19 protein-coding genes and 1 tRNA gene are annotated in these 25,272 nt (G+C 65.3%); 10 read left to right on the top strand and 10 right to left on the bottom strand.

Annotated features, from left to right (window positions below; translation table 11 throughout):
* Window positions 1-303 precede the first annotated feature (303 nt).
* The 3 genes from QM590_RS21770 (at window position 304) to QM590_RS21760 (ending at window position 4,209) form a co-directional block, all read left to right on the top strand.
* The gene (locus QM590_RS21770) at window positions 304-1,254 is read left to right on the top strand and encodes an acyl-ACP desaturase (RefSeq protein ID WP_269596387.1); all 951 of its coding nucleotides are present in this window, start codon (window positions 304-306) and stop codon (window positions 1,252-1,254) included.
* Between the two features lie 205 nt (window positions 1,255-1,459).
* Window positions 1,460-2,458 carry a GGDEF domain-containing protein gene (locus QM590_RS21765; protein WP_269596386.1) on the top strand — a complete coding sequence of 333 codons (999 nt, stop codon included), beginning with the start codon at window positions 1,460-1,462 and terminating at the stop codon, window positions 2,456-2,458.
* A 119-nt stretch (window positions 2,459-2,577) separates the two neighbouring features.
* Window positions 2,578-4,209 (top strand): alpha/beta hydrolase, encoded by a 1,632-nt coding sequence (locus QM590_RS21760; protein ID WP_269596385.1) that lies wholly within the window; start codon window positions 2,578-2,580, stop codon window positions 4,207-4,209.
* On the opposite strand, the gene QM590_RS21755 is transcribed toward QM590_RS21760, so the two are convergent.
* Complete coding sequence (locus QM590_RS21755) at window positions 4,204-4,584, bottom strand: hypothetical protein (RefSeq protein WP_269596384.1); 381 nt, start codon at window positions 4,582-4,584, stop codon at window positions 4,204-4,206. The two genes, QM590_RS21760 and QM590_RS21755, sit on opposite strands and share 6 nt — an antisense overlap.
* A gap of 94 nt (window positions 4,585-4,678) precedes the next feature.
* On the opposite strand from QM590_RS21755, the gene QM590_RS21750 reads away from it, so the two are divergent.
* Together QM590_RS21750 and QM590_RS21745 are read left to right on the top strand one after the other, a co-directional pair.
* Window positions 4,679-5,215, top strand: coding sequence for a peptidylprolyl isomerase (locus QM590_RS21750; protein WP_149408198.1), 537 nt, complete (start codon window positions 4,679-4,681; stop codon window positions 5,213-5,215).
* 24 nt (window positions 5,216-5,239) lie between these two features.
* Window positions 5,240-6,169: a rhomboid family intramembrane serine protease gene (locus tag QM590_RS21745; RefSeq protein WP_269596383.1), complete on the top strand. Its 930-nt coding sequence runs from the start codon at window positions 5,240-5,242 to the stop codon at window positions 6,167-6,169.
* 76 nt (window positions 6,170-6,245) lie between these two features.
* Here the strand turns inward: QM590_RS21745 and QM590_RS21740 are convergent, their stop codons facing one another.
* A complete protein-coding gene (locus tag QM590_RS21740; protein WP_094638415.1) occupies window positions 6,246-6,731 on the bottom strand; it encodes a PH domain-containing protein in 486 nt (161 codons plus the stop codon).
* Between the two features lie 36 nt (window positions 6,732-6,767).
* The gene (gene crgA / locus QM590_RS21735; RefSeq protein ID WP_032396997.1) at window positions 6,768-7,031 is read right to left on the bottom strand and encodes a cell division protein CrgA; all 264 of its coding nucleotides are present in this window, start codon (window positions 7,029-7,031) and stop codon (window positions 6,768-6,770) included.
* 203 nt (window positions 7,032-7,234) lie between these two features.
* Here crgA and QM590_RS21730 point away from each other — a divergent pair, with 203 nt between their 5' ends.
* The gene (locus QM590_RS21730) at window positions 7,235-7,981 is read left to right on the top strand and encodes a DUF881 domain-containing protein (protein ID WP_269596382.1); all 747 of its coding nucleotides are present in this window, start codon (window positions 7,235-7,237) and stop codon (window positions 7,979-7,981) included.
* A gap of 13 nt (window positions 7,982-7,994) precedes the next feature.
* Window positions 7,995-8,636 (top strand): aminodeoxychorismate/anthranilate synthase component II, encoded by a 642-nt coding sequence (locus QM590_RS21725; protein WP_269596381.1) that lies wholly within the window; start codon window positions 7,995-7,997, stop codon window positions 8,634-8,636.
* Window positions 8,637-8,652: 16 nt separating this feature from the next.
* Here QM590_RS21725 and pknB read toward each other — a convergent pair whose 3' ends face one another.
* The 7 genes from pknB to QM590_RS21690 form a co-directional block, all read right to left on the bottom strand.
* Window positions 8,653-10,581, bottom strand: a complete 1,929-nt coding sequence (gene pknB, locus QM590_RS21720) for a Stk1 family PASTA domain-containing Ser/Thr kinase (RefSeq protein WP_269596380.1) — start codon at window positions 10,579-10,581, stop codon at window positions 8,653-8,655.
* A complete protein-coding gene (locus tag QM590_RS21715; protein WP_269596379.1) occupies window positions 10,578-11,942 on the bottom strand; it encodes a serine/threonine-protein kinase in 1,365 nt (454 codons plus the stop codon). Before QM590_RS21715 ends, pknB begins: the two co-directional genes overlap by 4 nt.
* Window positions 11,943-11,948: 6 nt before the next feature.
* The gene (locus QM590_RS21710) at window positions 11,949-13,433 is read right to left on the bottom strand and encodes a peptidoglycan D,D-transpeptidase FtsI family protein (RefSeq protein WP_068045550.1); all 1,485 of its coding nucleotides are present in this window, start codon (window positions 13,431-13,433) and stop codon (window positions 11,949-11,951) included.
* Window positions 13,430-14,887, bottom strand: coding sequence for an FtsW/RodA/SpoVE family cell cycle protein (locus tag QM590_RS21705; protein WP_094638419.1), 1,458 nt, complete (start codon window positions 14,885-14,887; stop codon window positions 13,430-13,432). The genes QM590_RS21710 and QM590_RS21705 overlap by 4 nt, the downstream gene beginning before the upstream one ends.
* Complete coding sequence (locus tag QM590_RS21700) at window positions 14,884-16,323, bottom strand: PP2C family protein-serine/threonine phosphatase (protein WP_094638420.1); 1,440 nt, start codon at window positions 16,321-16,323, stop codon at window positions 14,884-14,886. Before QM590_RS21700 ends, QM590_RS21705 begins: the two co-directional genes overlap by 4 nt.
* Window positions 16,320-16,784 carry an FHA domain-containing protein FhaB/FipA gene (locus tag QM590_RS21695; RefSeq protein ID WP_037195344.1) on the bottom strand — a complete coding sequence of 155 codons (465 nt, stop codon included), beginning with the start codon at window positions 16,782-16,784 and terminating at the stop codon, window positions 16,320-16,322. The genes QM590_RS21700 and QM590_RS21695 overlap by 4 nt, the downstream gene beginning before the upstream one ends.
* A gap of 169 nt (window positions 16,785-16,953) precedes the next feature.
* Window positions 16,954-18,378, bottom strand: a complete 1,425-nt coding sequence (locus tag QM590_RS21690) for an FHA domain-containing protein (protein WP_269596378.1) — start codon at window positions 18,376-18,378, stop codon at window positions 16,954-16,956.
* A 207-nt stretch (window positions 18,379-18,585) separates the two neighbouring features.
* Here QM590_RS21690 and QM590_RS21685 point away from each other — a divergent pair.
* From QM590_RS21685 to QM590_RS21675, 3 genes are all read left to right on the top strand, one after another.
* A tRNA-Leu gene (locus tag QM590_RS21685) sits at window positions 18,586-18,671 on the top strand.
* 412 nt (window positions 18,672-19,083) lie between these two features.
* The gene (gene gltB, locus QM590_RS21680; RefSeq protein WP_269596377.1) at window positions 19,084-23,673 is read left to right on the top strand and encodes a glutamate synthase large subunit; all 4,590 of its coding nucleotides are present in this window, start codon (window positions 19,084-19,086) and stop codon (window positions 23,671-23,673) included.
* Entirely contained in the window at window positions 23,666-25,117 is a 1,452-nt protein-coding gene (locus QM590_RS21675) for a glutamate synthase subunit beta (protein WP_094616198.1), read from the top strand. The genes gltB and QM590_RS21675 overlap by 8 nt, the downstream gene beginning before the upstream one ends.
* The last annotated feature ends 155 nt before the right edge of the window (window positions 25,118-25,272 follow it).

Genomic DNA, 25,272 nt, shown 5'->3' with positions numbered 1-25,272 from the left:
CTGAGCTCGGCGTGTCGAACCAAGGACCGGATCAACCGTTATTCAGACAGTCCCTGATTGGACCCAAGTCGATCTGGGTTTCGGCGCCCACATGTCCAGACAGTCGTCGGTTCGGTGTCGTATCGATGGTTCGGTCCTTAGCGTGGTCGCTGTGCAAGGACGTCGGTTCTCGGATCGACGTGGATGGTCGCGACGGCGCACCGCAGGGGGGTGTGCCGTCGTTCGATCTCGGCGGGCGGTGTTCGCCACTGTCTCGAATCGATCGGCGATTCGGGCATCTCGAATCTCTAAGGAGTCCCGCAGATGACGCGCGTTCTCGATCATGAAGAGCTGTTGAGGGAACTCGACGGCACGTTGGAAGCCAATCTGAATCGTCATCTGTCGATGGCGAAGGAATGGCATCCGCATGATTACGTTCCGTGGGATCTGGGTCGCAATTACGCGGCGATGGGTGGACAGGACTGGTCGCTCGAGCAGTCGTCGCTGTCGGAACTGGCGCGCACGGCGATGATCACCAATTTGCTCACCGAGGACAATCTGCCGTCGTATCACCGGGGGCTGGCAGACAATTTTTCGTTGGACGGTGCCTGGGGGACGTGGGTGGGGCGCTGGACTGCGGAGGAGAACCGTCACGGCATCGTCATGCGCGACTATCTGGTGGTGACTCGTGCGGTGGATCCCGTCGAGTTGGAGCGCGCTCGAATGCACCACATGACGGTTGGTGTCGATGCGCCGATGGACGGTGCCAATTTTCTGCATTCGGTGGCGTACGTGACGTTCCAGGAGCTGGCGACGCGGGTGTCGCACCGGAACACGGGATTGGCGTGCGGAGATCCGGTGGCGGACCGAATGTTGGCTCGTGTTGCTGCGGACGAGAACCTGCACATGATCTTCTACCGCAACCTCGGTGAGGCCTCGCTGGATCTGGTGCCCGATCAGATGGTCCGCGCCATCACCGATGTCGCGACCGACTTTCAGATGCCCGGCCTGAACATGCCCAATTTCCGCAAGAACGCGATGACCTTGGCCAAGCACGGGATCTACGATCTCCGGCAGCATTTGGACGAGGTGTTGATGCCTGTACTGCGCAAGTGGAAGATCTTCGAGCGCAACGATTTCACGGGTGAGGGCGAGCGGGATCGCGATCGACTGGCAGCGTTCGTCGAGGACTTGGCCGAGAAGGCAACCAAGTTCGAGGAGTCCCGTGATCGACTACTTGCCAGGGAGGCAGCGCGCGCCGAGAAGGCGTCCTGACCTGCTGCGCTTTCGTTGGCCAGAGTCGTGATCGGGTCTCGGAGGTGTTAGAGTCCGGGCATCGTTGGGTCATGTGAGGCGATGGCCGTAGTGCGTGGGGAGGGCCGATGGTGCCTGGGGGGTATCGGGTGAGTGGTGGTGTTCTCTTCGGTGAACGCTGCCTCCGATCGGCCGAATCATGGTCCTGCACGGTGGGAATCGACCGGTGAGCAGGCCTAGGTTCGACGAGTCAGGCCGCATGCTTGCCGTGTTCGCTGCGGTCACGACGGTTCTCTACGCTGCCAGCGCTATTGCGTCGTGGTCGAATCTGACCGGTGCTCAGCAGGTTCTGGCCGCGTTGGCTCTGTTGCTGGGTCCGATGGCGATCGTGGTGTTGGCAAGGGCGGGTGTGCCGAGCCCGAAACAGGCGGTGGGGTTCGCGACCGCGTTGTCGGTGATGGCACTCGCCTGTGCGTTGGGCAGTAGCGACACCATGCCTGCGTTCTTGATCTGCGTGCAGGCGGCCATGTTCCTCGGTATGCACATAGGCGCGTTCTGGTCCGAACGCAGCGCAGGCATTTGGGTTGCCGTGCTTGCTGTTTCGGCGGTCATCGGAGCGGCGATCGCGCCGTACGGAACTCCGTTCATCAGTTACATCCTCGTCGCGCTCGGCATCGTCGGTGCGACGGAGGTCTTCGGTGTCTTCGCGCGCCGAATGCGCTATTCCGCAACGCACGACGCGTTGACCGGTCTGCTCAACAGATTCGGGTTCGAATCCAAGATCGAGAAGATGTTGCCGGCGTGTGCGGCTCGCGGATTGTCGGTCAGCCTCGCAGTGCTCGATCTCGACAATTTCAAGGAGATCAACGACGAGTACGGCCACATTGCCGGTGACGTCCTGCTCACTCGCGTCTCGAAGGCCTGGAAGGGGCAGCTGACCAAACGTGACGTTCTGGGTCGGCTCGGTGGAGACGAGTTCGTGCTGTTCATGCCGGGGGTTCTCGAGAAGGAGGCCTGGCAGATCATCGAGCGTCTGCGTCGGGCTCACCGCGCGGAGTGGAGCGTCGGATTGGCCTGCATGCCCGCGGGTCGCCGCTGGGGTGAGATCTATCGGGCAGCCGACGCCGATCTGTACCGGGCAAAGCGAAGCAGGCCGCCGAGGACCAGTCGGCCGTCCGATCCCGACGCCGGTTACAGCGGACCCATTCGCAGAATTGCGCAGTAGCGCTCACTCGACGCATAGTTGATCCCCAGATTTGATCCACAGGCTGGGGATAGATTTCCCGACGCGGTGCTTTTCTCGCGTTGACTCGTCGGAAACGACGATGCTGCGGGGGATACGCGATGGTCACTCTGAACGAATTCAGATCTTGGGACAGCCGCGTGCTGGTAGCGGCGTCCGACAGCCTGATGCACCGGTGGCGGGAGGTTGCCGCCGTGCACGACTCGGTTACCGACGACATCGTGGGAGACGGGTGGGCCGGTCCCGCGGCCGAGGCTGCGCGGGAGGCGATGAGACGTATCCGGTCGGATCTGGCAGACGCCGCAGTCGAGTTGCTTCGGATAGCGACATGCACCGCGGATGCCTCGATCGAGATGGCCGGCCTGGTCGCTGCGCTCCGCTCGGTGGAGCGGACGGCGGCGGATGAGCGATTCGCGGTCGCATCCGACGGCTCGGTGTTCGACCTTGCAGCGTCGTATTCGGTTGCGCTGGTGGACTTGTGGTCGACGATGCGCGAGCGACGGCGGTGCCGTGAGGAGCTCGCCGAACGAATCGCACAGCTGATTCGTACGGCCACGGATTTCGACGACATCCTTGCCCGACGCCTCGTCGGGGGAACCTCCGCAGCCTCCGTTGCGACGGCAGTTGCGGCTTGGGTGCCGCGCGACGGCACACCGGCGGCCAATGCTGCTTTCTGGAGCGCACTCTCGACTGCGGCACGCACCAGGTTGCTGGTCGAACAGCCGGCGCTGATCGGCAATCTCGACGGCCTGCCGGGTCGGGTGCGTGACAGCGCAAATCGGCGGGTGTTGGCCGCAGAGCGTATCCGCCTTCGCGCCGTCGAAGTCGAACTACAGGAAGAGTTGTCCGACAACGTGTTCGGCGGCATCTTCAGCGACGCCGATGCCGGGCTCGAACAAACGCGCACTCGGTTGGCAGCACTCGATGCGATCGACGCGACGCTGGCGCTGGGGGCTCGGCAGCTCCTGGTCCTCGACAATTCCTCGTACGAGGAGACGATGGCGGCCGTCGCGGTGGGAGATGTCGACACGGCGACCCATGTCGCCGTCTTCGTGCCCGGTCTCGGCTCTACCGTGCACGGAAACCTTCCCCGCTACGACGGCGACATGGAGAACATCAAAAACACCGTGCAGCAGCTTGTTTCGCAGGATCCGGCGCAGTCTGCGGCTGCGGTGACCTGGCTGGACTACCAGGCACCTCAGCTCGGTTGGAGCCTGCTCGATCCGGACCGGACCGTTGCCTCGGGTGCGGCTGCGCAGGCAGGAGCGGATCGGTTGATCCCGTTCCTGAACGGTCTCGACGCCGCACGGGCGAGCGATCCGCATCTGTCGGTGTTGGCCCACTCGTACGGATCGCTCACCGCGGCAACTGCTCTTCGAGATGACACCGGGGTCGACGATTTCGTAGCTCTCGGTTCACCGGGACTCGGCACACACAGCCTCGCAGAGCTCCAGATTCCCGTCGGACATGTCTTCGCGGCGGAGGCCACGGACGACATCGTCGCCGACATGGGTGCATTCGGCCGCGATCCAGGGGCGCTGGACGGAATCACTCTGCTGTCCACGGAGCAATCCGACAGTGCCGGCCGCTCGATCGGGCACAGCGACTATCTCAGCGAGGGCTCCGCCAGCGGCCACAACACGGCACTGGTCGTCGCCGACCGCAGCGCGGAGGCCGTGATCAGAACCAGGCCGGGTCTGATCGACCTACTGCAGAAGGTGCTGTACCTATGACGACGTGTCGTCGTAGTCGGCCAGGCTCGGCGGAACATCGGCGGGCGGCGGCACCTCGTTGCGACGGCGACCGAGGAAGAACACGACACCTCCCACGACGGCAGCAACGGCGCCGAACACCAGAACTCGTCGGGTCCGACGTGATCCCGAGTCGACCGTGACGAGCTCTCGGGTGCGATTCGCTTCGGCGATACGCTCCGCGGTCACTGCCCGCCGCTGCGCAGCCTGCTTGCGGGCCAGTCCGTAACCCTGTTTGGCCAGAAGCAGGCCGACTCCGGCCGGGCCCTTGCTCGCGGCGGATGCGGCGCCGAGCAGGGCGGACGCTGCGGTACCTGTGGTCGACCGAACCCGGTCGGGCTTCGTTGTGCTCGTCATACCCTCACTGTTCCACAACACGGCCCCGCTGAACCCTCCCGATACACCCGACTCGATGCCCGTTGTGAACTGCCCGATCACCCGAGATGGCACGATGGAGGGCGTGACTTCACCAAACAAGACCCAAACGGCCACGCTGCACACCAACCGCGGCGATATCGTCATCGAACTGTTCGGCAATCACGCCCCCAAGACCGTCGCGAACTTCGTCGGTCTCGCGGACGGATCCAAGGAGTACACGACTCAGAACGCGTCGGGTGCCAAGAGCGGACCGTTCTACGACGGCGCGGTCTTCCACCGCGTCATCGACGGCTTCATGATCCAGGGCGGCGACCCCACCGGCACCGGTGCAGGCGGACCGGGCTACAAGTTCGAGGACGAGTTCCACCCGGAGCTCTCCTTCGATCGCCCGTACCTGCTGGCCATGGCAAATGCCGGCCCCGGCACCAACGGCTCGCAGTTCTTCATCACCACCGGCAAGACCCCGCACCTCAACCGCAAGCACTCCATCTTCGGTGAGGTCACCGACGAGGCGTCGAAGAAGGTCGTCGACGCGATCTCGAGCACGCCGGTCGGCCGCGGAGATCGCCCGGTGGACGAGGTCGTCATCAACAACGTCACCATCGCTTGATCTGACCGAAGGACTTTCGACAAGATGACGAACCCCGGCTGGGGTGGCGCGTACGGCGACCAGCCCAACCCACCCCAGTCGGTGTGCGTCCGACATCCCGATCGCCCCACCGGCCTGGCCTGCTCGCGCTGCGGCAGGCCGGCGTGCCCGCAGTGTCTGCAGGCCGCCGCGGTCGGACAGCACTGTGTCGACTGCGTGCGAGAAGGCAACAAGAACGTCCGCACTGCGCAGACCGTCGCCGGTGCACCCATGGCACGGTCCGCCAAGACTCCGCTGACCTACGCCCTGATCGCCGTCAACGTGATCGTCTATGCCATCACGGTGGCGCAGTCCGGCGATCCGATGAACAACACTTCCGGATCCGAACTCGCCCGCGGTTGGGCTCTCAACAGCCTGCTCGTCGCCGACGGCGACGTGTTCCGCCTGATCGGCAGCGGCTTCGTTCACTACGGGCCGATACACCTGCTCGTGAACATGTTCGCGCTGTACATCATCGGCCGTGACGTGGAACTCGTGCTCGGTCGAACCCGCTACCTGGTCGTCTACTTCCTCTCCCTCCTCGGAGGAAGCGCGTCGGTGATGCTGCTGGAGAATCCCCTGACGCTCACCGTCGGCGCGTCCGGTGCAGTCTTCGGTCTACTGGGCGCACAGGCCGTGATCCTGCTACGGCTCAAGCGAAGCCCGGCACCCATCCTCGTCATCATCGCGGTGAACATCTTCATCAGCATCTCGATCCCCAGCATCTCGCTGTGGGGACATATGGGCGGTCTCGTCGCCGGAGCCGCCGCCACCGCCGGTCTGGTGTTCTTGTCCAACCGAACCCGAGACACGGGACAACAACGAACCAGGGCCGGCCTGTCCATGGCATGGCTCTCGGTCATCGCCGTCGCTCTGGTGTCCCTGGGCATCATCGCGATCCGTGTTCTCGACCTGCGCGCCCAGATGGGCCTCTAGCAAGTCCACTCGATGTGACATTGACCCCCGAAAAGTCCACTGAATGTCACATTGAGTGACCACGGGGGCCGGACGATCAGGTGTTGCGAGGCACCAAGCCGTGGGTTTCGAGTGCGTCGTATACGTCTCGAGGGTCGGTTCCGAGGTCCCATCTGCCGAAGATGATCAGTCGATCGTCGTCTTCGCCGGGTGGGCGGATGTCCAGTTCGAGCATCGGAACGCGTCGCCCCAGGCGTGGGTATTTCACGATTTTGACGCGCACGATGTCGTTGCGGGTGTAGGTGCGTAGGCCGCCGAGGCGTTTCATCACCAGTGTTCCGTCGTGGGTGATGGCCAGTCGGGGGCGTTGTGCGGCGGCGAGTGCGGCGATGATCCACATTCCGACGGCGGCGAGTCCGACGAGGAATGTTCCGGCTGCGTCGGTGGAGGAGAGTGCGGCTCCGATTCCGAGGGCGATTCCGCCTGCGACCAGGGCTGCGACGGCGATGAGGGGCGTCGCCCATCGCTGTTCGTACACACCCTGTGGATCGTTTTCAGAGTTATCCACAGGGTTTATCCACATTGGGGATGAATGACATCGATGTAACTCGGCAGGTTCTCAGCGCCACCGCATGGTCATGACGAGTCCGACGACCATGAACCCGAAGCCGATCAGGAAGTTGTAGGCGCCGAGGTTTCCGATGAAGGCGATGTCCTCGGAAGCCAGGTAGTAGACGATCAGCCACAGCAGCCCGACCAGCATGAATCCCAGCATCAGCACCACGTACCAGACCGGTGACGGTCCGGCGTTGACCTTGACCGGCGTACGGTTCGCCGGGTTGATCGTGTAGTCGTTCTTCTTCCGTACCTTCGACTTCGGCATTGCTTCCTCTTCGCGTTCGTGACGGCCCGCGGCACTGCGGCCGTACCTGTGGACAACTGACGATCGGAACCTGTGGATCGACGGGTGCCGCGCATCCCCAGGCTATTGTCGCCTGGAGGACCGTGACGGTCACCGACCCGGTTGCTGTACACGCTAACGCAGGTGAGCCCAGCACCGACCCACCGGACAAATTGCGAGCACCCGTGACACGACGATCGACTGCCCCCGCCGACACTCGTTGGTGGGTGCTCGCCGTCGCGGTGTGCGCTGTCGTCGGTCTGCTGCTCGGTACCACCAGACACGTTTCCGATGGCACCGAACTCCGTGGAGGGGACACCACCCGACTCGCCGACCTCGTCGATGCAGCTCAGAGCAGCAGCGTGGAGGCCGAGCGCAGCAGGGACACGCTCGAGCAGCAGGTCGAGTCCATTCAGCAGCGCACTGCGACCGGGGACACCGAGGTCGCCGACGCCCTGGCCCGCATCGATTCCCTGGCCGACGCTGCGGGACGCGAGGCCGCGTCCGGCGGCGGTGTGACCGTCACGATGGCGGACGCTCCCCGCGGTGCGGACGGTTCGTACGCCTCGGACGCGTCACCGGACGATCTGGTGGTCCATCAGGTCGATGTGCAGAGCGTGCTCAACGCGTTGTGGGCCGGTGGAGCGTCGGCGATCGCGATGCAGGATCAACGGCTGGTGGCCTCGTCGGCTCCGCGCTGCATCGGGAACACCCTTCTTCTCGGCGGGCGTACATACAGTCCGCCGTACGTGATGACGGCGATCGGGGATTCGGATCGGCTGCGCGCGGCGTTGAAGAACGAGCCGGGTGTGCGGTTGTACGAGCAGTACGCGCTGAGATACGGCCTCCGCTACGACGTCTCGGTGTCCGAGGACCTGTCGGTGCCCGCGTACTCCGAATCGGTGCGCATGCGGTATGCACAGCCTCGCTGAGTACGCTGTCCACATGCGTATTCTCGTCGTCGACAACTACGACAGCTTCGTCTTCAACCTCGTCCAGTACCTGGGTCAGTTGAATGCCGATGTCGAGGTCTGGCGCAACGACGACGAGCGCCTCACCGACCGCGATGCCGTCGCTGCCCGGTTCGACGGCGTTCTGCTCAGCCCGGGACCGGGCACGCCGCAGCGCGCAGGTGCCACGATGGATCTGGTCTCGGCCAGCGCTCGCACGAAGACGCCCCTGCTCGGGGTCTGTCTGGGCCATCAGGCGATCGGTGCAGCCTTCGGTGCAACCGTCGAGAAGGCCCCGGAGCTGCTGCACGGCAAGACGAGTCTGGTGCACCATTCGGGCGTCGGAGTTCTGGAGGGCATGAACGAGCCCTTCACCGCCACTCGCTACCACTCGCTGACCGTCCGGGAGGACACCATCCCGGCCGAACTCGAGATCATCGGGCGCACCGAATCGGGTCTGGTCATGGCGATGAGGCACACCGAGCTTCCGATTCACGGCGTCCAGTTCCACCCGGAGTCCATCCTCACCGAGGGCGGACACCGCATGCTGGCGAACTGGCTGACCGTCTGCGGAATGCCCACCGACCCCGGTCTCGTCGCCAAGCTCGAAGCTCAGGTCGCCGAGGCGTTCGCCTGAGCTCGACCCGAGGTGTCTAGCCGGTCGGAATACCCAGCGCCCCGATGCTCACGGTGATGGTGTCGGACTTGCTGATCTCCGAGCCTGCCGGCTGAGTCTGGTTCACGATGCGGCCGACCATCAGTGGGTCGAGCGTCGATTGCCTCGACGTCGACAGGTCCGACGCGGTTCCGGTCCATCCTGCCGATTCCAGTGCTGTCAGAGCCTGAGCTTCGGTGAGTCCGGCCAGGTCCGGCATCGGGATCTTGTCTCCGTTCGACACGCGCAATGTCACGACCGTGTTCTCGGCGACGTTGGCACCACCGGCGGGGTCCGTCGAGACGACCTGTCCCACCGGCTGACTGGAGTCGATGTTCTCTATCTGGACGCGGAGACCGGCACCCGCCACGTTCGGCTGCGCAACGTCGACGAGCTGGCCGACGACGTTGGGCATCCGTACCTGCGCCGGGCCGGAACCGAGCGTGATGCGAACCTGCGAGTCGGCGTTCATGCTCACGCCCGAGGACGGGTTCTGTTCGACGACCCTGTCGAGGTTCTCCGGCGTGGACGGTGCCCGGGCGACGGTGGGATCGAGTTGAAGGCCCACCTCGTTCAAGGCGTCCGACGCCTCCTGTTGCGTTCTTCCGGTCAGTCGCGGCACCTGCACCTGCTGGGGGCCCGAGGAGACGTCGAGTTGGATGTCCCCGGGTGATTCGGTCTGTGATCCCGCGGCGGGGTTGGTGCCGATCGCGGACCCTTCGGGAACCGACGCATCCGGTCTCTCCTGCACGGTGACGCGCAGGCCGACATTCTCGAGTTCCCGCTGGGCCTCGTCTGCGACGAGGCCGGCCACGGACGGCACGGTGACGGACGTGGGCTCAGCTCCGGGACCGAGGGACCACAGGAATGCTCCGACGATCGCGACGACGATGATCGACGCCGCGGAGATCAGCGCGATCTTCAGGCCCCGACGGCTCCTGGGTTCGTTGTCGGGTTCGGTGTGCTTCGACGGGCGGGGTGTGCCGGCGGCTGCAGCTGCCGGCTTGTCCTTGCCGGAGAAGTCCGCCTGCCGTGAATCGACCGATCCGAGAATCGTGGTGCGGTCCTCGTCGTTCATGACCATCGGGGCGCTCGGACGTTGACCGCCGAGCACCCGGACCAGGTCGGTGCGCATCTCGGCGGCACTCTGGTAGCGGTTGGCGGGATTCTTGGCCATCGCCTTGAGGATGATCGAGTCGAGTTCACGCGGCACCGTGTCGTTGACCAGCGACGGCAGCTGAGGATCCTCGCGCACGTGCTGATAGGCGACCGCGACCGGGGAATCACCTTTGAACGGGGGCTCGCCGGTGAGGATCTCGAACAGCACACAGCCGAGCGAGTAGACGTCCGATCGAGCGTCGACCTGTTCGCCGCGAGCCTGCTCGGGCGACAGGTACTGCGCGGTTCCGATGACGGCGGCCGTCTGAGTCATCGGCGACGAGGAATCGGCGATGGCGCGCGCGATACCGAAGTCCATCACCTTCACCGCGCCCGCGTTGTTGATCATGATGTTCGCGGGCTTGACGTCGCGGTGCACGATGCCGTTGCGGTGGCTGAAATCGAGTGCAGCACAGACGTCGGCGATGACCTCCATGGCTCGACGCGGCGCCATGGGTCCTTCGGCGCGCACGATGTCGCGGAGGGTGTCGCCGTCGACGTATTCCATGACGATGAACGGGAGCGGACCGGCTTCACCGGTGTCGTACACGGCGACGATGGCCGGGTGGTTCAGTGCGGCCGCGTTCTGGGCTTCGCGTCGGAACCGCAGATAGAACGTGGGGTCGCGAGCAAGATCGGCGCGCAGAACCTTGATGGCGACGTCGCGGTCCAGCCGAGTGTCACGTGCCAGATGAACCTCGGACATGCCGCCGAATCCGAGTATCTCGCCCAGCTCGTAGCGAGAGGAGAGCGTACGGGGAGTCGTCATCGTTGTCCTTGTGGATCTTGCTGGAATGGAATCTCGATCAGCGGACGTCGCGTCGTCGTCTCGGTGGGCTCCGCCGAGGTGGTCGTGGTTTCCTCGGTGGTCGTCGGCTCCTCCGTGGTGGTCGTCGTCGTGGTCGTCGTGGTTTCTTCGGTGGTGGTGGTCTCTTCGGTGGTCGTGGGTTCGGTCGTCGTGGTCGTGGTGGTGGTCGGCTGCGTGGTGGTCGTGGTCGGCGGCACGAACGGCGTCGGCGTGTCGTCCCTGCCCCCGGTCAACAGCACGTAACCGCCGATGAGGATGGCCAGCAGCAGCAGTCCGGCACCGCCCCAGGCGAGGGCCTTCTGCGCCGACGACATTCCGGTGGACTCGGGTACGGCGGCCGCAGCCGTTCCGGTGGCCGGTCCGCGGTACTCGCGCTGCGACGTCGGCATCATCTGGGTGCTCGACGGCGGCTGCGGGCTGGGCACGACGCCCGGCATCATGACCCTGCCGGTGCCCGAACCGCGGGAGTTTCCGGGCGCAGGCGGGCGTCGGCCGGCCCGGACTGCGGCGACGGCGTCGGCGAATTCGCCACCGTTGGCGTAGCGTGCGGCCGGGTCCTTCACCATCGTGATCTCGATGAGTTCGCGGACGGCGGGAGGCAGGTCGAGTGGCATGGGGGCCGGCGTTTCGCGCACGTGCTTCATGGCCACGGTCAGCGCGCCGTCGCCCACGAAGGGCCGCGTGCCCGCGAGTACTTCGTATCCGACGACTCCGAGCGAGTAGACGTCGGAAGCCGAGGTTGCCTCCTCGCCGAGTGCCTGCTCGGGGGCGATGTACTGCGCTGTGCCCATGACCATTCCGGTCTTGGTCACCGGGGACGCGTCGACGGCTTTGGCGATGCCGAAGTCGGTGATCTTGACCTGGCCGGTGGGGGTGATCAGGATGTTGCCCGGCTTGACGTCGCGGTGGACGACGCCTGCGGTGTGTGCGATCTGCAGCGAACGGCCGGTCTGCTCGAGCATGTCGAGGGCATGGCCGAGCGGCAAGCGGGACATGCGACCCAGCACGGCGTTGAGCGGCTCACCGTTGACCAGTTCCATCACCAGGTAGGCCAGTGATTCGCCCGCGCCGTCGCGGGTCTCGCCGTAGTCGTAGACGCCGGCGATTCCTGGATAGTTCAGCTGCGCGGTGGTGCGTGCCTCGAACCTGAAGCGCTGCAGGAACTCCGGGTCCTCGGAGAATTCGGCCTTGAGTACCTTGACCGCGACACGGCGATCGAGGCGGTTGTCCATCGCTTCCCACACCTGCCCCATACCGCCGGTGGCGATGAGGCGCAGAAGTCGATAGCGCTGCGCGATGACAGCTCCGTTGCTCAGTGGCACTTCACGTCACCTCCCCTGCAATGCGGCTGCGATGACGGCGCGCCCGATGGGTGCGGCCACGGATCCACCGGTCGCGGCGAGGGCTCGATCGCCGCCGTCCTCGACGATGACGGCAATGGCGACCTTGGGATCCTCGGCGGGTGCGAAGCCGATGTACCAGGCATGCGGCGGGGTGTTACGCGGGTCCGAACCATGTTCTGCGGTACCGGTTTTCGATGCGATCTGGACCCCGGGGATCTTGCCCTCCCCGCTGGTGTTGTTCTCGGAGCCGATCATCAGGTCGGTCAGAGTCGCCGCGGTGGCCGAGCTGATCGCCTCGCCCATGGCCTTCGGCTGGTAGCTCGACAGGTCGGACAGGTCGGGAGATTGCAGCTGCTGCACCAGGTTCGGGGCCATCCGCACGCCGCCGTTGGCGACGGTGGCGGCGATGACGGCGTCCTGCAGCGGGGTCAACGCCACGTCGCGCTGACCGATGCTGGACTGGCCGAGGGCGGCGTCGTCGTCGATGGGTCCGATGGTGCTGTCGGCGACGGTGAGCGGAATGGTCGTGTCCTCACCGATGCCGAACGCCGCGGAAGTCTCGCGCATCCTGTCCACCCCCGTATCGACGCCGAGCTCGACGAAGGCGGTGTTGCACGAGCGTGCGAACGCTTCACGCAGCGTTGCCGTCTGGCCACCGCCGCACGTCGAACCGTTGTAGTTCTCCAGCGTCGTGGAAGTTCCCGGCAACGTGATGTTCGACGCGGCCGTGAGTTGATCGTCCGGTGTGGCGCCCGCTTCGAGTGCGGCTGCGGTGGTGATCACCTTGAACGTCGATCCGGGTGGGTAGGTCTGCGAGATCGCCCGGTTGACCATTGGCTTCTCGGGATCGTTGCTCAGGTTCTCCCATGCCGCGGTGGTGGTGCTGCCGTCGTGGCTGGCCAGCAGGTTCGGGTCGTAGCTGGGGGTGCTGGCCATGGCGAGGATGTTGCCGGTGGCCGGGTCGAGGGCCACCACTGAGCCGGTGTATCCCTTGGCGGTCAGCTGGTCGTATGCGACCTGCTGAACGACGGGGTCGATGGTGGTGACGACGTTGCCGCCGCGGGGGTCTCGGCCGGAGATGAGGTCGAACAGTCGTCCACCGAAGAGCCGGTCGTCGGATCCGTTGAGCACGGGATCCTCGGCGCGTTCGAGGCCGCTGCTCGAGTACAGCATCGAGTAGTAGCCGGTGATCGGCGCGTTGGCCTGCGGGCTGGCCGGGGAGATCGAATTCTGGGGGTAGGTGCGCAGGTACTTGTAGCGGTCGTCGGTCGGGACCGAGGATGCGAGCACCTGGCCGCCTGCCGAGATCTGACCGCGCTGGCGGGAGTACTCGTCGAGCAGTACCCGTGAGTTCCTCGGGTCGGTGCGCAGATCGTCGGCCTTGATGACCTGGAGGTAGGTGGCGTTGGCGAGCAGTGCCACGACCATGACCATCACGGCGATGGACACGCGGCGCAGGGGAGTGTTCATGCGCGCTTCACCATCTCGGTGGGTGCCTCCGCGATGGGCGCTGCGGGGGCGGGCTTCTTCTTGGGCTTTGCCGGCTCACGGGCTGCGTCGGAGATCTTGATCAGCAGCGCGAGGAGCAGGTAGTTGGCGAGAAGCGACGATCCTCCGTAGGACAGATAGGGCGTGGTGAGGCCGGTGAGTGGGATGAGTTTGGTGACGCCGCCGACGACGACGAACAGCTGGATGGCAATGGTGAACGACAATCCGGCAGCAAGCAGTTTGCCGAAGCTGTCGCGAACGGCCAGCGCGGTACGCATGCCGCGGATGATGAACAGCAAGTACAGGATCAGGACGGCGGTCAGGCCGATGAGGCCGAGCTCTTCGCCGACCGTCGCGATGATGAAGTCCGTCTTGGCGAACGGCACCTGGGAGGGCCGACCACTACCGAGCCCGGTACCCGCCAACCCGCCCGTGGCGAAGCTGAACATCGACTGGACGATCTGGTAGCCGGTGTCGTTGTAGTCGTCGAACGGACGCAGCCAGGTGTCGGTGCGGATCTTGACGTGGCCGAACACCTGATATGCGAAGAGGAATCCGACGAGCAGCAGTCCGAAACCGATGATCAACCAGCCGACGCGTTCGGTGGCGATGTAGATCATCACCAGGACGGTTCCGAAGATCAGCAGCGACGTACCGAGGTCCTTCTCGAACACCAGCACGCCGACGGAGACGATCCAGACCACCAGGATCGGCCCCAGATCGCGTGCCCGCGGGAAGTCCATTCCGAGGAAGTGCTTGCCGGCGACGGTGAACAGTTCCCGCTTGGCGACCAGCAACGATGCAAAGAAGATGAGCAGCAGAATCTTCGCGAACTCCCCGGGCTGAATACTGAAGCCGGGCAGCCGAATCCAGATCTTCGATCCGTTGACCTCGGAGAAGGCCGACGGCAGCATCGCCGGGATGGCCAGGAGCACCAGCCCGGCGAGACCGACGGTGTAGCCGTAGCGAGCCAGGGTGCGGTAATCACGCAGCAGCACCAGCAGAGCGACGAAACCGGCGATGGCCAGCGTCGTCCAGAGCACCTGCTGGTTGGCATCGGGCGAGGGAATGGGGTTTCCGAGATACTGAGCCTGCTGCTCGTCGGCCAGGTCGAGACGGTGAATGAGCACCAGACCGAGCCCGTTGAGCAGCGCCACGATCGGTAGCAGCAGCGGATCCGCGTAGGGCGCAAAGCGTCGCACAGCCAGGTGCGCCACCGTCATCAACGCGAGATAGGCCACCGCGTACTTCGCCAGATCCCAGGTGATGGTCTGTTCCTGACTGGCTTCGACCAGTACCAACGAGATCGTGGTGATCAGGACCGCGGCCCCGAGCAGAAGCAACTCGACCCCGCGCCGGTTCGATTGAATCGGCGCAGGCGCGAATCCTTCGGGTGGACTCGGAAAGGATCCTCCGGCGGACGGATTGGAACTCATCGAGTACCGGTCCTGCAGTTCTGACCGGGAATCTGCGGGACCGTCGGTGTCGGTACCGCAGTGGTGGTCGGTGCCGCCTCGGGAACGGGCTCCGCAGCCGGGGGCAACGGAACTCCGGGCGGCGGAATGATCGTCGTCGGAGTCGGTTCGACAGTCGTGGTGACGACCGGTTCGGTCTCGCACACCTGGAGCAGGTCACCGGAGGCCAACCGCTCGACCTGACCGCGCGCGTCGTCGAGAGATCCGGACGGCAAGCCGGCCGTGACCTGCTCGCGCGCGGCAGGCAGAAGGTCGTCGATCTCGAACGGAACACAGTCCGCCGGAGCGGCATCCGGAGCGGTCAGCGTGACGGCTCCGTCGTCGTCGAGGCAGCCGATCAGTTCCACGCTCTGCAGCGAGTAGCCCAGTACCGAGCCGGGAAGGCCCCTCAGCACGGTCACCTTGCTGTTGTCGGCACCGACGTAGTAGTTGCCTCTGATGATCGAATTGGCAACGAGCGCACCGATTGCCGCCAGCACCACCAGGGTCAGGGCGATCAACGTCCAGCGGAGTTTGTGCGACTTCTTCTCGGGCGTGACGACCGGGCTGGTGACGCGCTTGGGCGTCGTACGCGGTGGTCGCATCGCGGCGGCGCGTCCGGCCGCGGTGTTGGGCGGAGGGGCGTCTTCCTCGTCCTCGGTGCTGGCGGCACCGCCGAGGATGGGGTGGCTCTGTCCGTAGTCGAGGTCGATCACGTCGGCGACGACGACCGTCACGTTGTCGGGTCCGCCGCTGCGCAGCGCGAGTTCGATCAGGCGATCGGCGCACGGGCCCGTCTCGCCCTCGTTCATGGTGTTCTCGATGGTTTCGTCGCTGACGACGTCCGAGAGGCCGTCGGAGCACAGCAGGTAGCGGTCGCCTGCACGTACTTCCCGAACGGTGAGGGTCGGCTCGATCTCGTTTCCGGTGAGGGCACGCATGATGAGCGAACGCTGCGGGTGGGTGTGCGCCTGTTCGGCGGTGATGCGGCCCTCGTCGACGAGTGACTGGACGAAGGTGTCGTCGCGAGTGATCTGGGTGAGCGAGCCGTCGCGCAGCATGTACGCACGTGAGTCGCCGATGTGTACCAGTCCGATTCGCTTGCCCGCGAACAGGATTGCGGTCAGCGTGGTTCCCATGCCGTCGAGCTCGGGTTCGTCCTCGACCTGATCTGCGATGGACGCGTTGCCTTCGCGGGTTGCTGCCTCCAGCTTGCCCAGCAGATCCTCGCCGGGCTCGTCGTCGTCGAGATGAGCCAAGGCGGCGATCATCAACTGCGAGGCCACTTCACCGGCCGCGTGACCGCCCATGCCGTCGGCCAGCGCCAGTAGGCGAGCCCCGGCGTACACGGAGTCCTCGTTGTTGGATCGAACCAGACCGCGATCACTGCGGGCGGCGTAGCGAAGGACGAGGGTCACGGGCGCAACTCGATCACGGTCTTGCCGACGCGGACAGGAGTGCCAAGGGGCACGCGAACAGCGGTGGTCACCTTCGCGCGGTCGAGGTAGGTGCCGTTGGTCGAACCGAGGTCCTCGACGTACCAGTCACCGCCGCGGGGCGAGATGCGCGCATGCCGCGTCGACGAGTAGTCGTCTGTCAGAACGAGAGTGGAGTCGTCCGCGCGTCCGATGAGGACGGGCTGCGTTCCGAGCGAGATACGCGTTCCGGCGAGACCGCCCTGGGTCACCACGAGGTACTTGGCCACCTTCTGCTTGTTGAACGACGGAAGAACCTTCGAGCCGCCGGAGTAGCGAGCAGGCACTCGCATGCCTGCGGCCGCGTAGATGTCGCTGCGCAAGGTGCGAAGGACGGCCCAGACGAAGAACCACAACAACAGCAGGAAGCCCGCCCTTGTCAGTTGCAGAATCAATCCCTGCACGACGATTCACCTCCTCCTTCGCAATCGACCTGCATCCCGCCCACGCGAAAAGCCGCGGCGCGGCAGACATGGTTGCCTCGCAGCATCATAGGGTCAAGCAGCTCGTGTGGACGACATACGGGTCGGCGAGAGTGCGAGTCGAACCGCCACCCGAGCCCACGAAAGATCGTCAGACGATCCGGACCAGAATTTCGGAGTGGCCGGCCCGAATGACGTCGCCGTCGGCCAGTTGCCAGTCCTGCACCGGAGCGCCGTTGACGGTGGTGCCGTTGGTGGAACCGAGATCGGAGAGCATGGCCACGCGGCCGTCCCACCGGATCTCGATGTGTCGACGCGAAACGCCGGTGTCGGGGAGTCGGAACTGTGCGTCCTGACCACGGCCGATGATGTTCTGACCGTCACGAAGCTGGAAGTAGCGGCCGCTGCCGTCTTCGAGCTGCAGCGTCGCGGCCAACGCCTGACTGCGAGCTTCGTACGAGGCGGGCTGGTCGTAGCCGTACCCGTCACCGCGATCGCCCGCGCCCTGCTGCGGGTAGCCGCGACCGTAGGCGGCCGGGGCAGGCGGGTAGTCGTAGCCGGGCTGCTGGTAGCCGGGCTGCTGATACCCGGCGGCCTGGGGCTCGGCGTACCGACCGGACGGGTCGTTGTACGCCTGCTCCTGGTACGGAGCCTCCGAGTACGCAGCACTGTCGGCACCGCTGTACTGGTAGCCCTGAGCGTCGTAACCCTGCGCGTTGTAGCCGTGGGCGTCGTAACCCTGCGCGTTGTAGCCCTGGGCGTCGTACCCCTGATCCTGGCCGCCGGGCGCGCCGTAGGCGTGCGGGTCGTAGCCCTGATCCTGACCGGCTGCGCTGTAGGCCTGACCCTGCTCGGGGTACGGCTGCTCGTCGTAGCCGCCGTTGTACGGCTGCTGGTCGTAGCGCGGGTCGTGCTCGGCCGGCGCGTAGGCCTGGGCGTCGTAGCCGTTCTGTTCACGTGCTGGGTAGCGCGGATCCTGGCCACCGGCGTAACCGTTGCGCGCGCGCGGATCGGGGCGATGACCGTCCGCGGGGTCGCGTTGCGGGTCGTAGCCTGGGTTCTGCGTCATGTGGCCGGCTCCTGGTGTCGACATCGGTGGGGCAGACGGTCGCTGCGTAGCTGAAGGGACGGGACTCGGTGCTGCTTGTGCCGACGCGCCCTGCTGCGGGAACTCGTTCCGTGCAGCAGTCGCCGATCGTCCCACATCGGGATCGACCGAGCCACTGGCACGGAACTGTCCGGTGTGAAGGGTGGGCGACGGCTCGAAGCGAACCACCACGTCGCCGTAGGTCTGCCAGCCTTGATCGCGGATGTAATCGTCGAGGTGACGTGAGAACGCCTTGACCGTCAGTTCTCGGTCACCGGCGAGTTCGGCGTGGTCCGAGCTGTTGATGGTGATCACGTAGCTGTTGGGTGCCAGGAGGTGCCCGCCGTCCAGGGGCCGAACCAGGTCCGACGCTTCCTGCTGGAGCGCTGCCTCCACCTCCGCCGGTACGACGCCTCCGCCGAACACGCGGGCGAAGACGTCGCCGACAGCGCCCTGGAGCTTGCGTTCGAAACGCTGAACGATGCCCATCGTGACCCCTCCTCTCACTGTGTTCTTCCACCGTGTGGTGCCTGCTGGTGTGCAGGTCGCGACAGCCGCGTGTCATCACGAGGTCGCGCTCCAAGCATGATATACGGTGCCGCCGACGGGGACTGCCCGCCGCCGTCGGCTCACGGCACCTCGACGCGGCGATTTTCGAGCGCGGCATGGTGCGTGTTAGTGTTCTCGCCGTCACCCGGGCGGGTGGCGGAATGGCAGACGCGCTGGCTTCAGGTGCCAGTGTCCTTCGGGACGTGGGGGTTCAAGTCCCCCTCCGCCCACCACACTGGCCGCAGCTGATTCGATCGCTGCGGCCAGTAGTTTTTTCCGGTCCTTTTTCCTCGAATCGTCTTACAGGCGTGTGATTCTCGGCCGATGTCGGTGCCGGTGTCCAAGGCCCGGTCCCGAGGGCGTCGCGCATCCGGAAATTCGCAGGTGAAAGCCCGTAATAGGCTTACCTTATTTGCGGTGGCACCCAGGTACTGACTTATCGTTCGTAGTTGGATCGGCCTCACCACGGCCGGATCCGCCAAAACCCATTTTCTACCACGCGCCCACCTGCTCGTGCAGAGGAAAGCGTCGACGATCGACAGGTGCAGCTTCAACGGCGAGGACGCACCGCAGGCCGTTCGTGCAGCCGGTTACACCACACCGTCGCCGACGAGTATCAAGGCTGGACTTATCCGAAGGCTAGGTATGAAGCACACTCCGGGCCCGCAAGGCCTCTACGATCCCGCCAACGAACACGACTCCTGTGGTGTCGCGTTCGTGGTGGACATGCACGGTCGACGCAGTCGCGACATCGTCGAGAAGGCGATCACCGCACTGGTCAACCTCGAGCACCGCGGTGCTGCCGGCTCCGAACCGAACACCGGTGACGGTGCGGGCATTCTGATCCAGGTCCCGGACGCGTTCTTCCGCGCCGTCGTAGATTTCGAGCTTCCCGCGCCCGGCGCGTACGCAACCGGTGTCGCATTTCTTCCGCAGGGCCGCAGCGACGCAGCACGCGCCTGCGAGGGTGTCGAGCGCATCGTCGTCAGCGAGGGCCTGACGGTTCTCGGTTGGCGTGAGGTTCCCACCGACGATTCCTCTCTCGGCGCTCTGGCGCGCGACGCGATGCCGACCTTCCGGCAGTTGTTCCTCGCTGCTCCCGACGCGTCGATCACCGACCTCGAACTCGAGCGTCGTGCGTTCGTCATCCGCAAGCGGGTCGAGCACGAGCTGGGCGAAGAGGGCGCGGGCAAGGACGGCCCCGGCCGCGAGACCGTGTACTTCCCGTCACTGTCCTCGCAGACCTTCGTCTACAAGGGAATGCTGACCACGCCTCAGCTCAAGGGCTTCTACCTCGACCTGCAGGACGAGCGCGTGGAAAGTGCACTGGGACTTGTGCATTCGCGCTTCTCGACCAACACGTTCCCGTCGTGGCCGCTGGCGCATCCGTTCCGACGCGTCGCCCACAACGGCGAGATCAACACCGCCACCGGCAACGAGAACTGGATGCGTGCCCGCGAGGCGCTCATCACGTCCGACGTGTTCGGCGGTTCCGAGGCGCTCGAGAAGATCTTCCCTGTGGTCACCCACGGAGCAAGTGACACAGCACGTTTCGACGAGGTGCTCGAGCTGCTGCACCTCGGTGGACGCAGCTTGCCGCACGCCGTGCTCATGATGATTCCCGAGGCGTGGGAGCGGCACGAGTCCATGGACCCCGCACGTCGGGCGTTCTACAAGTACCACTCCTCGCTGATGGAGCCCTGGGACGGACCGGCGTCGGTGTGCTTCACCGACGGCACCGTCATCGGCGCGGTCCTGGACCGCAACGGCCTGCGTCCGAGCCGGCTGTGGGTCACCGACGACGGTCTGGTCGTCATGGCCTCCGAGGTCGGCGTACTCGACATCGATCCGTCGAAGGTCGTCCGCAAGGTTCGCCTGCAGCCCGGCCGCATGTTCCTGGTGGACACCGCGCAGGGCCGCATCGTCTCCGACGACGAGATCAAGGACGAGCTCGCTGCCGAGCATCCGTACCAGCAGTGGCTCGACGAGGGCTTGACCTCGATCGACGATCTGCCCGAGCGTCCGCACGTGCACATGCCGCACGACCGCGTGCTCATCCGTCAGCAGATCTTCGGGTACACCACCGAGGAACTGAACGTGCTGGTCTCGCCCATGGCGAAGTCCGGTGCCGAGGCCATCGGTTCCATGGGTACCGATACCCCGATCGCCGTGCTGTCGGCTCGCCCGCGGATGCTGTTCGACTACTTCTCGCAGCTGTTCGCGCAGGTCACCAACCCGCCGCTCGATGCCATCCGCGAGGAGATCGTCACCAGCCTCGGCGGCACCATCGGACCCGAGGGCGATCTGCTCAACCCGGGTGCCGACGGCTGCAAGCAGATCGTGCTTCCGCAGCCGATCCTGCACAACGACGACCTCGCCAAGCTCGTCCACATCAACGACGAAGGCACGCAGGAAGAGCTGCGCTCGGTGGTCGTGCGCGGCCTCTACCCGGTGTCCGAGGGCGGCGAGGGTCTCCGAAAGTCGTTGGAGGCCATTCGCGCTCAGGTGTCCGCTGCCATCTCCGGTGGCGCGCGGATCATCGTGCTCTCGGACCGTGAGTCCAGCGAGAAGCTCGCTCCGATTCCGTCGCTGCTGCTCACCTCCGCGGTGCACCATCACCTCGTTCGGGAGAAGACCCGCACCAAGGTCGGTCTGATCATCGAGGCCGGTGATGCCCGCGAGGTGCACCACATGGCTCTGCTCATCGGTTTCGGTGCCGCAGCGGTCAACCCGTACATGGCGTTCGAGTCCATCGAGGACATGATCGAGCGCGGCTCCCTCACCGACATCTCCTTCGACAAGGCGGTGTCCAACTACATCAAGGCCGCGGGCAAGGGTGTGCTCAAGGTGATGTCCAAGATGGGCATCTCGACCCTCGCGTCGTACACCGGAGCTCAGCTGTTCCAGGTCATCGGCCTCTCGCAGGAACTGGTCGACGAGTACTTCACCGGCCTCAACAGCCACCTGGGCGGAATCGATCTCGACCAGGTCGCCGACGACGTCGCAGCGCGGCACGCGGTCGCGTACCTCGACAACCGTCAGGAGCGCGCGCACCGCGAGCTCGAAACCGGTGGCGAATACCAGTGGCGTCGGGAAGGGGAGTACCACCTCTTCAACCCGGACACGGTGTTCAAGCTGCAGCACTCCACCCGCACCGGTCAGTACGACATCTTCAAGGAATACACGAAGATGGTCGACGACCAGTCCGAGCGACTCGCGTCGCTGCGCGGTCTGTTCCGCTTCAAGACCGAAGAGCGGCAAGCTATTTCGATCGACGAGGTCGAGCCGGCCAGCGAGATCGTCAAGCGTTTCTCCACCGGTGCGATGAGCTACGGCTCCATCTCGGCCGAGGCGCACGAGACCCTCGCCATCGCGATGAACCGTCTCGGCGGGCGCTCGAACTCCGGTGAGGGCGGCGAGGACGTCTCGCGGTTCGAGCCGGACGAGAACGGCGACTGGCGACGCAGTGCCATCAAGCAGGTCGCGTCGGGACGCTTCGGCGTCACCTCGCACTACCTGACCAACTGCACCGACATCCAGATCAAGATGGCGCAGGGAGCCAAGCCCGGTGAGGGTGGCCAGCTTCCGGCGCACAAGGTGTACCCGTGGGTCGCCGAGGTTCGGCATTCGACGCCCGGCGTCGGCCTGATCTCGCCGCCGCCGCACCACGACATCTACTCGATCGAGGATCTCGCGCAGCTGATCCACGACCTGAAGAACGCCAACCCGCAGGCCCGCATCCACGTGAAGCTGGTCTCCGAGGTCGGCGTCGGAACGGTCGCCGCGGGTGTGTCCAAGGCGCACGCAGACGTGGTGCTCATCTCGGGCCACGACGGCGGCACCGGCGCGACGCCGCTGACGTCGGTCAAGCACGCGGGTGGACCGTGGGAGCTCGGGTTGGCCGAAACGCAGCAGACGTTGCTGCTCAACGGTCTTCGCGATCGCATCGTCGTGCAGGTGGACGGCCAGCTCAAGACCGGACGTGACGTCATGGTCGCGGCTCTGCTCGGCGGCGAGGAGTTCGGTTTCGCCACCGCTCCGCTCGTCGTCTCGGGCTGCATCATGATGCGCGTCTGCCACCTCGACACCTGCCCCGTCGGTGTGGCGACGCAGAATCCGTTGCTGCGCAAGCGTTTCGCGGGCAAGCCGGAGTTCGTCGAGAACTTCTTCATGTTCATCGCCGAAGAGGTGCGCGAGCTCATGGCCGAACTCGGATTCCGCACACTCGACGAGGCCGTCGGCCAGGTGGGTCTGTTGGACACCACCGCGGCCAAGGAGCACTGGAAGGCGTCGAAGCTGGATCTGTCGCCGATCCTCGAAGAGGTCGAGTCGGCGTTCATGAACCAGAACCTCTACAACACCGGCGTTCAGGATCATGGTCTGGACAAGGCCCTCGACCAGCAGCTCATCGCGGCCAGCCGCAATGCGTTGGACAAGGGCGAGAAGGTCGCGTTCGAGTCCAAGATCACCAACGTCAACCGCACCGTCGGCACGATGCTCGGGCACGAGGTCACCAAGGCGTACGGCGGAGTCGGACTGCCGGACGACACCATCGAGATCACGTTCACCGGCTCGGCGGGCAACAGCTTCGGTGCGTTCGTCCCGTCCGGCATGACGTTGCGTCTCAACGGAGACGCCAACGACTTCGTCGGCAAGGGCCTGTCCGGTGGACACCTCGTGCTGCGGCCGTCGTTGAACGCGCCGAAGGGATTCGTCGCCGAGGACAACATCATCGGCGGCAACGTGTTCCTGTTCGGCGCCACCAGCGGTGAGGCTCTCATCCGCGGTGTCGTCGGCGAGCGTTTCGCCGTTCGTAACTCCGGTGCCGTTGCCGTCGTCGAAGGCGTCGGCGATCACGGTTGCGAGTACATGACCGGCGGCAAGGTCGTCATTCTGGGCACGACGGGCCGGAACTTCGGTGCCGGTATGTCCGGCGGCGTCGCGTTCGTCTTCGATCCGAACAAGACGTTCGAGGCCAACCTCAACACCGAGCTGGTCGACATCGAGGAGCTCGAGGGTGACGAGTTCACCTGGCTTCGCGACATCGTCACTCGCCATCAGGAGCAGACCGGCTCCGAGGTGGCCGAGCGGATCCTCGCGGATTGGTCACAGCAGGTGAACCATTTCGTGAAGGTCATGCCTCGCGACTACAAGAAGGTACTGCTGGCCATCTCCGAAGCCGAGAAGAACGGCGCGGACGTGGACGAAGCGATCATGGAGGCAGCTCGTGGGTGACCCACAGGGATTTCTGAAGAACACGGTTCGCGAAGTACCGAAGCGGCGGCCCGTCGACCTGCGTCTGATGGACTGGAAAGAGGTCTACGAAGACTTCTCGAAGGACACTCTGCGCACCCAGGCGAGTCGTTGTATGGACTGCGGTATTCCGTTCTGCCACAACGGCTGCCCACTGGGGAACCTGATTCCCGAGTGGAACGACCTGGTGTTCAAGGACCGCTGGCGCGACAGCATCGATCGGTTGCACGCCACCAACAACTTCCCGGAATTCACCGGACGGTTGTGCCCCGCCCCGTGCGAGGCGTCCTGCGTCCTGGGCATCAACCAGGATCCGGTCACCATCAAGCAGGTCGAGGTCGAGATCATCGACAAGGCCTTCGAGGAGGGCTGGGTCACGCCGGTCTACCCGACGCATCTGACCGGTAAGACCGTCGCCGTCGTCGGCTCCGGCCCCGCGGGACTCGCTGCAGCGCAGCAGCTCACCCGTGCCGGCCACACCGTCACGGTGTTCGAGCGTGCCGATCGCATCGGCGGACTGCTGCGGTACGGCATCCCCGAGTTCAAGATGGAGAAGCGCCACATCGATCGTCGGCTCGCGCAGATGGAGGCCGAGGGCACCGTCTTCCGCACCGGTGTCGATGTGGGTGTGGACATCTCGGCCGACGAACTGCGCGAGCAGTTCGACGCCGTGGTCCTGTCCGGCGGCGCCACCGCGTGGCGCGACCTGCCCATCGAGGGCCGCGAGCTCGACGGCATCTACCAGGCCATGGAGTTCCTGCCGCACGCCAACCGCGTCCAGCAGGGTGATTTCGCCGCGCCGCCCGTCAGTGCCGAGGGCAAGAAGGTCGTCATCATCGGCGGCGGAGACACCGGTGCCGACTGCCTCGGGACCTCGCACCGTCAGGGTGCCGAGAGCGTGCACCAGTTCGAGATCATGGCCCGGCCGCCCGAGGAGCGTGCGACGTCCACCCCGTGGCCGACGTATCCGCTGATGTACCGGGTTGCCTCGGCACACGAGGAGGGTGGCGAACGCGTCTTCTCCGTCAACACCGAGCGTTTCGTCGGCGAAGACGGCAAGGTCACCGCACTCGAAGCCTGCGAGGTCGAGTTCAAGGCCGGCAAGTTCGAGAAGGTCGAGGGCAGCGAATTCACCCTCGAAGCCGACCTGGTGCTGCTCGCCATGGGATTCGTCGGACCCGACAAGGGCGGTCTGCTGACCGACCTGGGCGTCGACTTCAACCAGCGCGGCAACGTCGAGCGCACCAACGAGTGGGTCACCAACGTCCCCGGCGTGTTCGTCGCCGGCGACATGGGTCGTGGCCAGTCGCTCATCGTGTGGGCCATCGCCGAGGGCCGCTCCTGCGCGGCCGCCGTCGACACGTTCCTGCAGGGTGCGACCGCACTGCCGTCGCCGATCGTGCCCACCCAGGCACCGCAGCGGTAGGTCGCGGTAGATTTTCCGCCGCCCCCGCGCCCCCGTCGGGATCGATGTGGCTTTGTTGCAGTCGGACCGACTGAAACTCACATTGATCCCGGGGGTGGGCGGCCGAACCGTGTGACGGACGGTTACGTCCGTTAACCATGTAGGCATCTGATGGT

Origin of the sequence: Rhodococcus sp. IEGM 1372 (assembly GCF_030056835.1) — a bacterium.
In the GTDB taxonomy this organism is placed as follows: domain Bacteria; phylum Actinomycetota; class Actinomycetes; order Mycobacteriales; family Mycobacteriaceae; genus Rhodococcoides.
The sequence above is the reverse complement of the archived record's forward strand: the minus strand, read 5'-3'. Positions and strand labels throughout refer to the sequence as shown.

Coding starts and splice junctions, on each gene's coding strand:
- QM590_RS21770 (WP_269596387.1), top strand. CDS start 304: ATGACGCGCGTTCTCGATCATGAAGAGCTGTTGAGGGAACTCGACGGC.
- QM590_RS21760 (WP_269596385.1), top strand. CDS start 2,578: ATGGTCACTCTGAACGAATTCAGATCTTGGGACAGCCGCGTGCTGGTA.
- QM590_RS21755 (WP_269596384.1), bottom strand. CDS start 4,584: ATGACGAGCACAACGAAGCCCGACCGGGTTCGGTCGACCACAGGTACC.
- QM590_RS21750 (WP_149408198.1), top strand. CDS start 4,679: ATGGAGGGCGTGACTTCACCAAACAAGACCCAAACGGCCACGCTGCAC.
- QM590_RS21745 (WP_269596383.1), top strand. CDS start 5,240: ATGACGAACCCCGGCTGGGGTGGCGCGTACGGCGACCAGCCCAACCCA.
- QM590_RS21740 (WP_094638415.1), bottom strand. CDS start 6,731: ATGTGGATAAACCCTGTGGATAACTCTGAAAACGATCCACAGGGTGTG.
- crgA (WP_032396997.1), bottom strand. CDS start 7,031: ATGCCGAAGTCGAAGGTACGGAAGAAGAACGACTACACGATCAACCCG.
- QM590_RS21725 (WP_269596381.1), top strand. CDS start 7,995: ATGCGTATTCTCGTCGTCGACAACTACGACAGCTTCGTCTTCAACCTC.
- pknB (WP_269596380.1), bottom strand. CDS start 10,581: ATGACGACTCCCCGTACGCTCTCCTCTCGCTACGAGCTGGGCGAGATA.
- QM590_RS21710 (WP_068045550.1), bottom strand. CDS start 13,433: ATGAACACTCCCCTGCGCCGCGTGTCCATCGCCGTGATGGTCATGGTC.
- QM590_RS21705 (WP_094638419.1), bottom strand. CDS start 14,887: ATGAGTTCCAATCCGTCCGCCGGAGGATCCTTTCCGAGTCCACCCGAA.
- QM590_RS21690 (WP_269596378.1), bottom strand. CDS start 18,378: ATGGGCATCGTTCAGCGTTTCGAACGCAAGCTCCAGGGCGCTGTCGGC.
- gltB (WP_269596377.1), top strand. CDS start 19,084: ATGAAGCACACTCCGGGCCCGCAAGGCCTCTACGATCCCGCCAACGAA.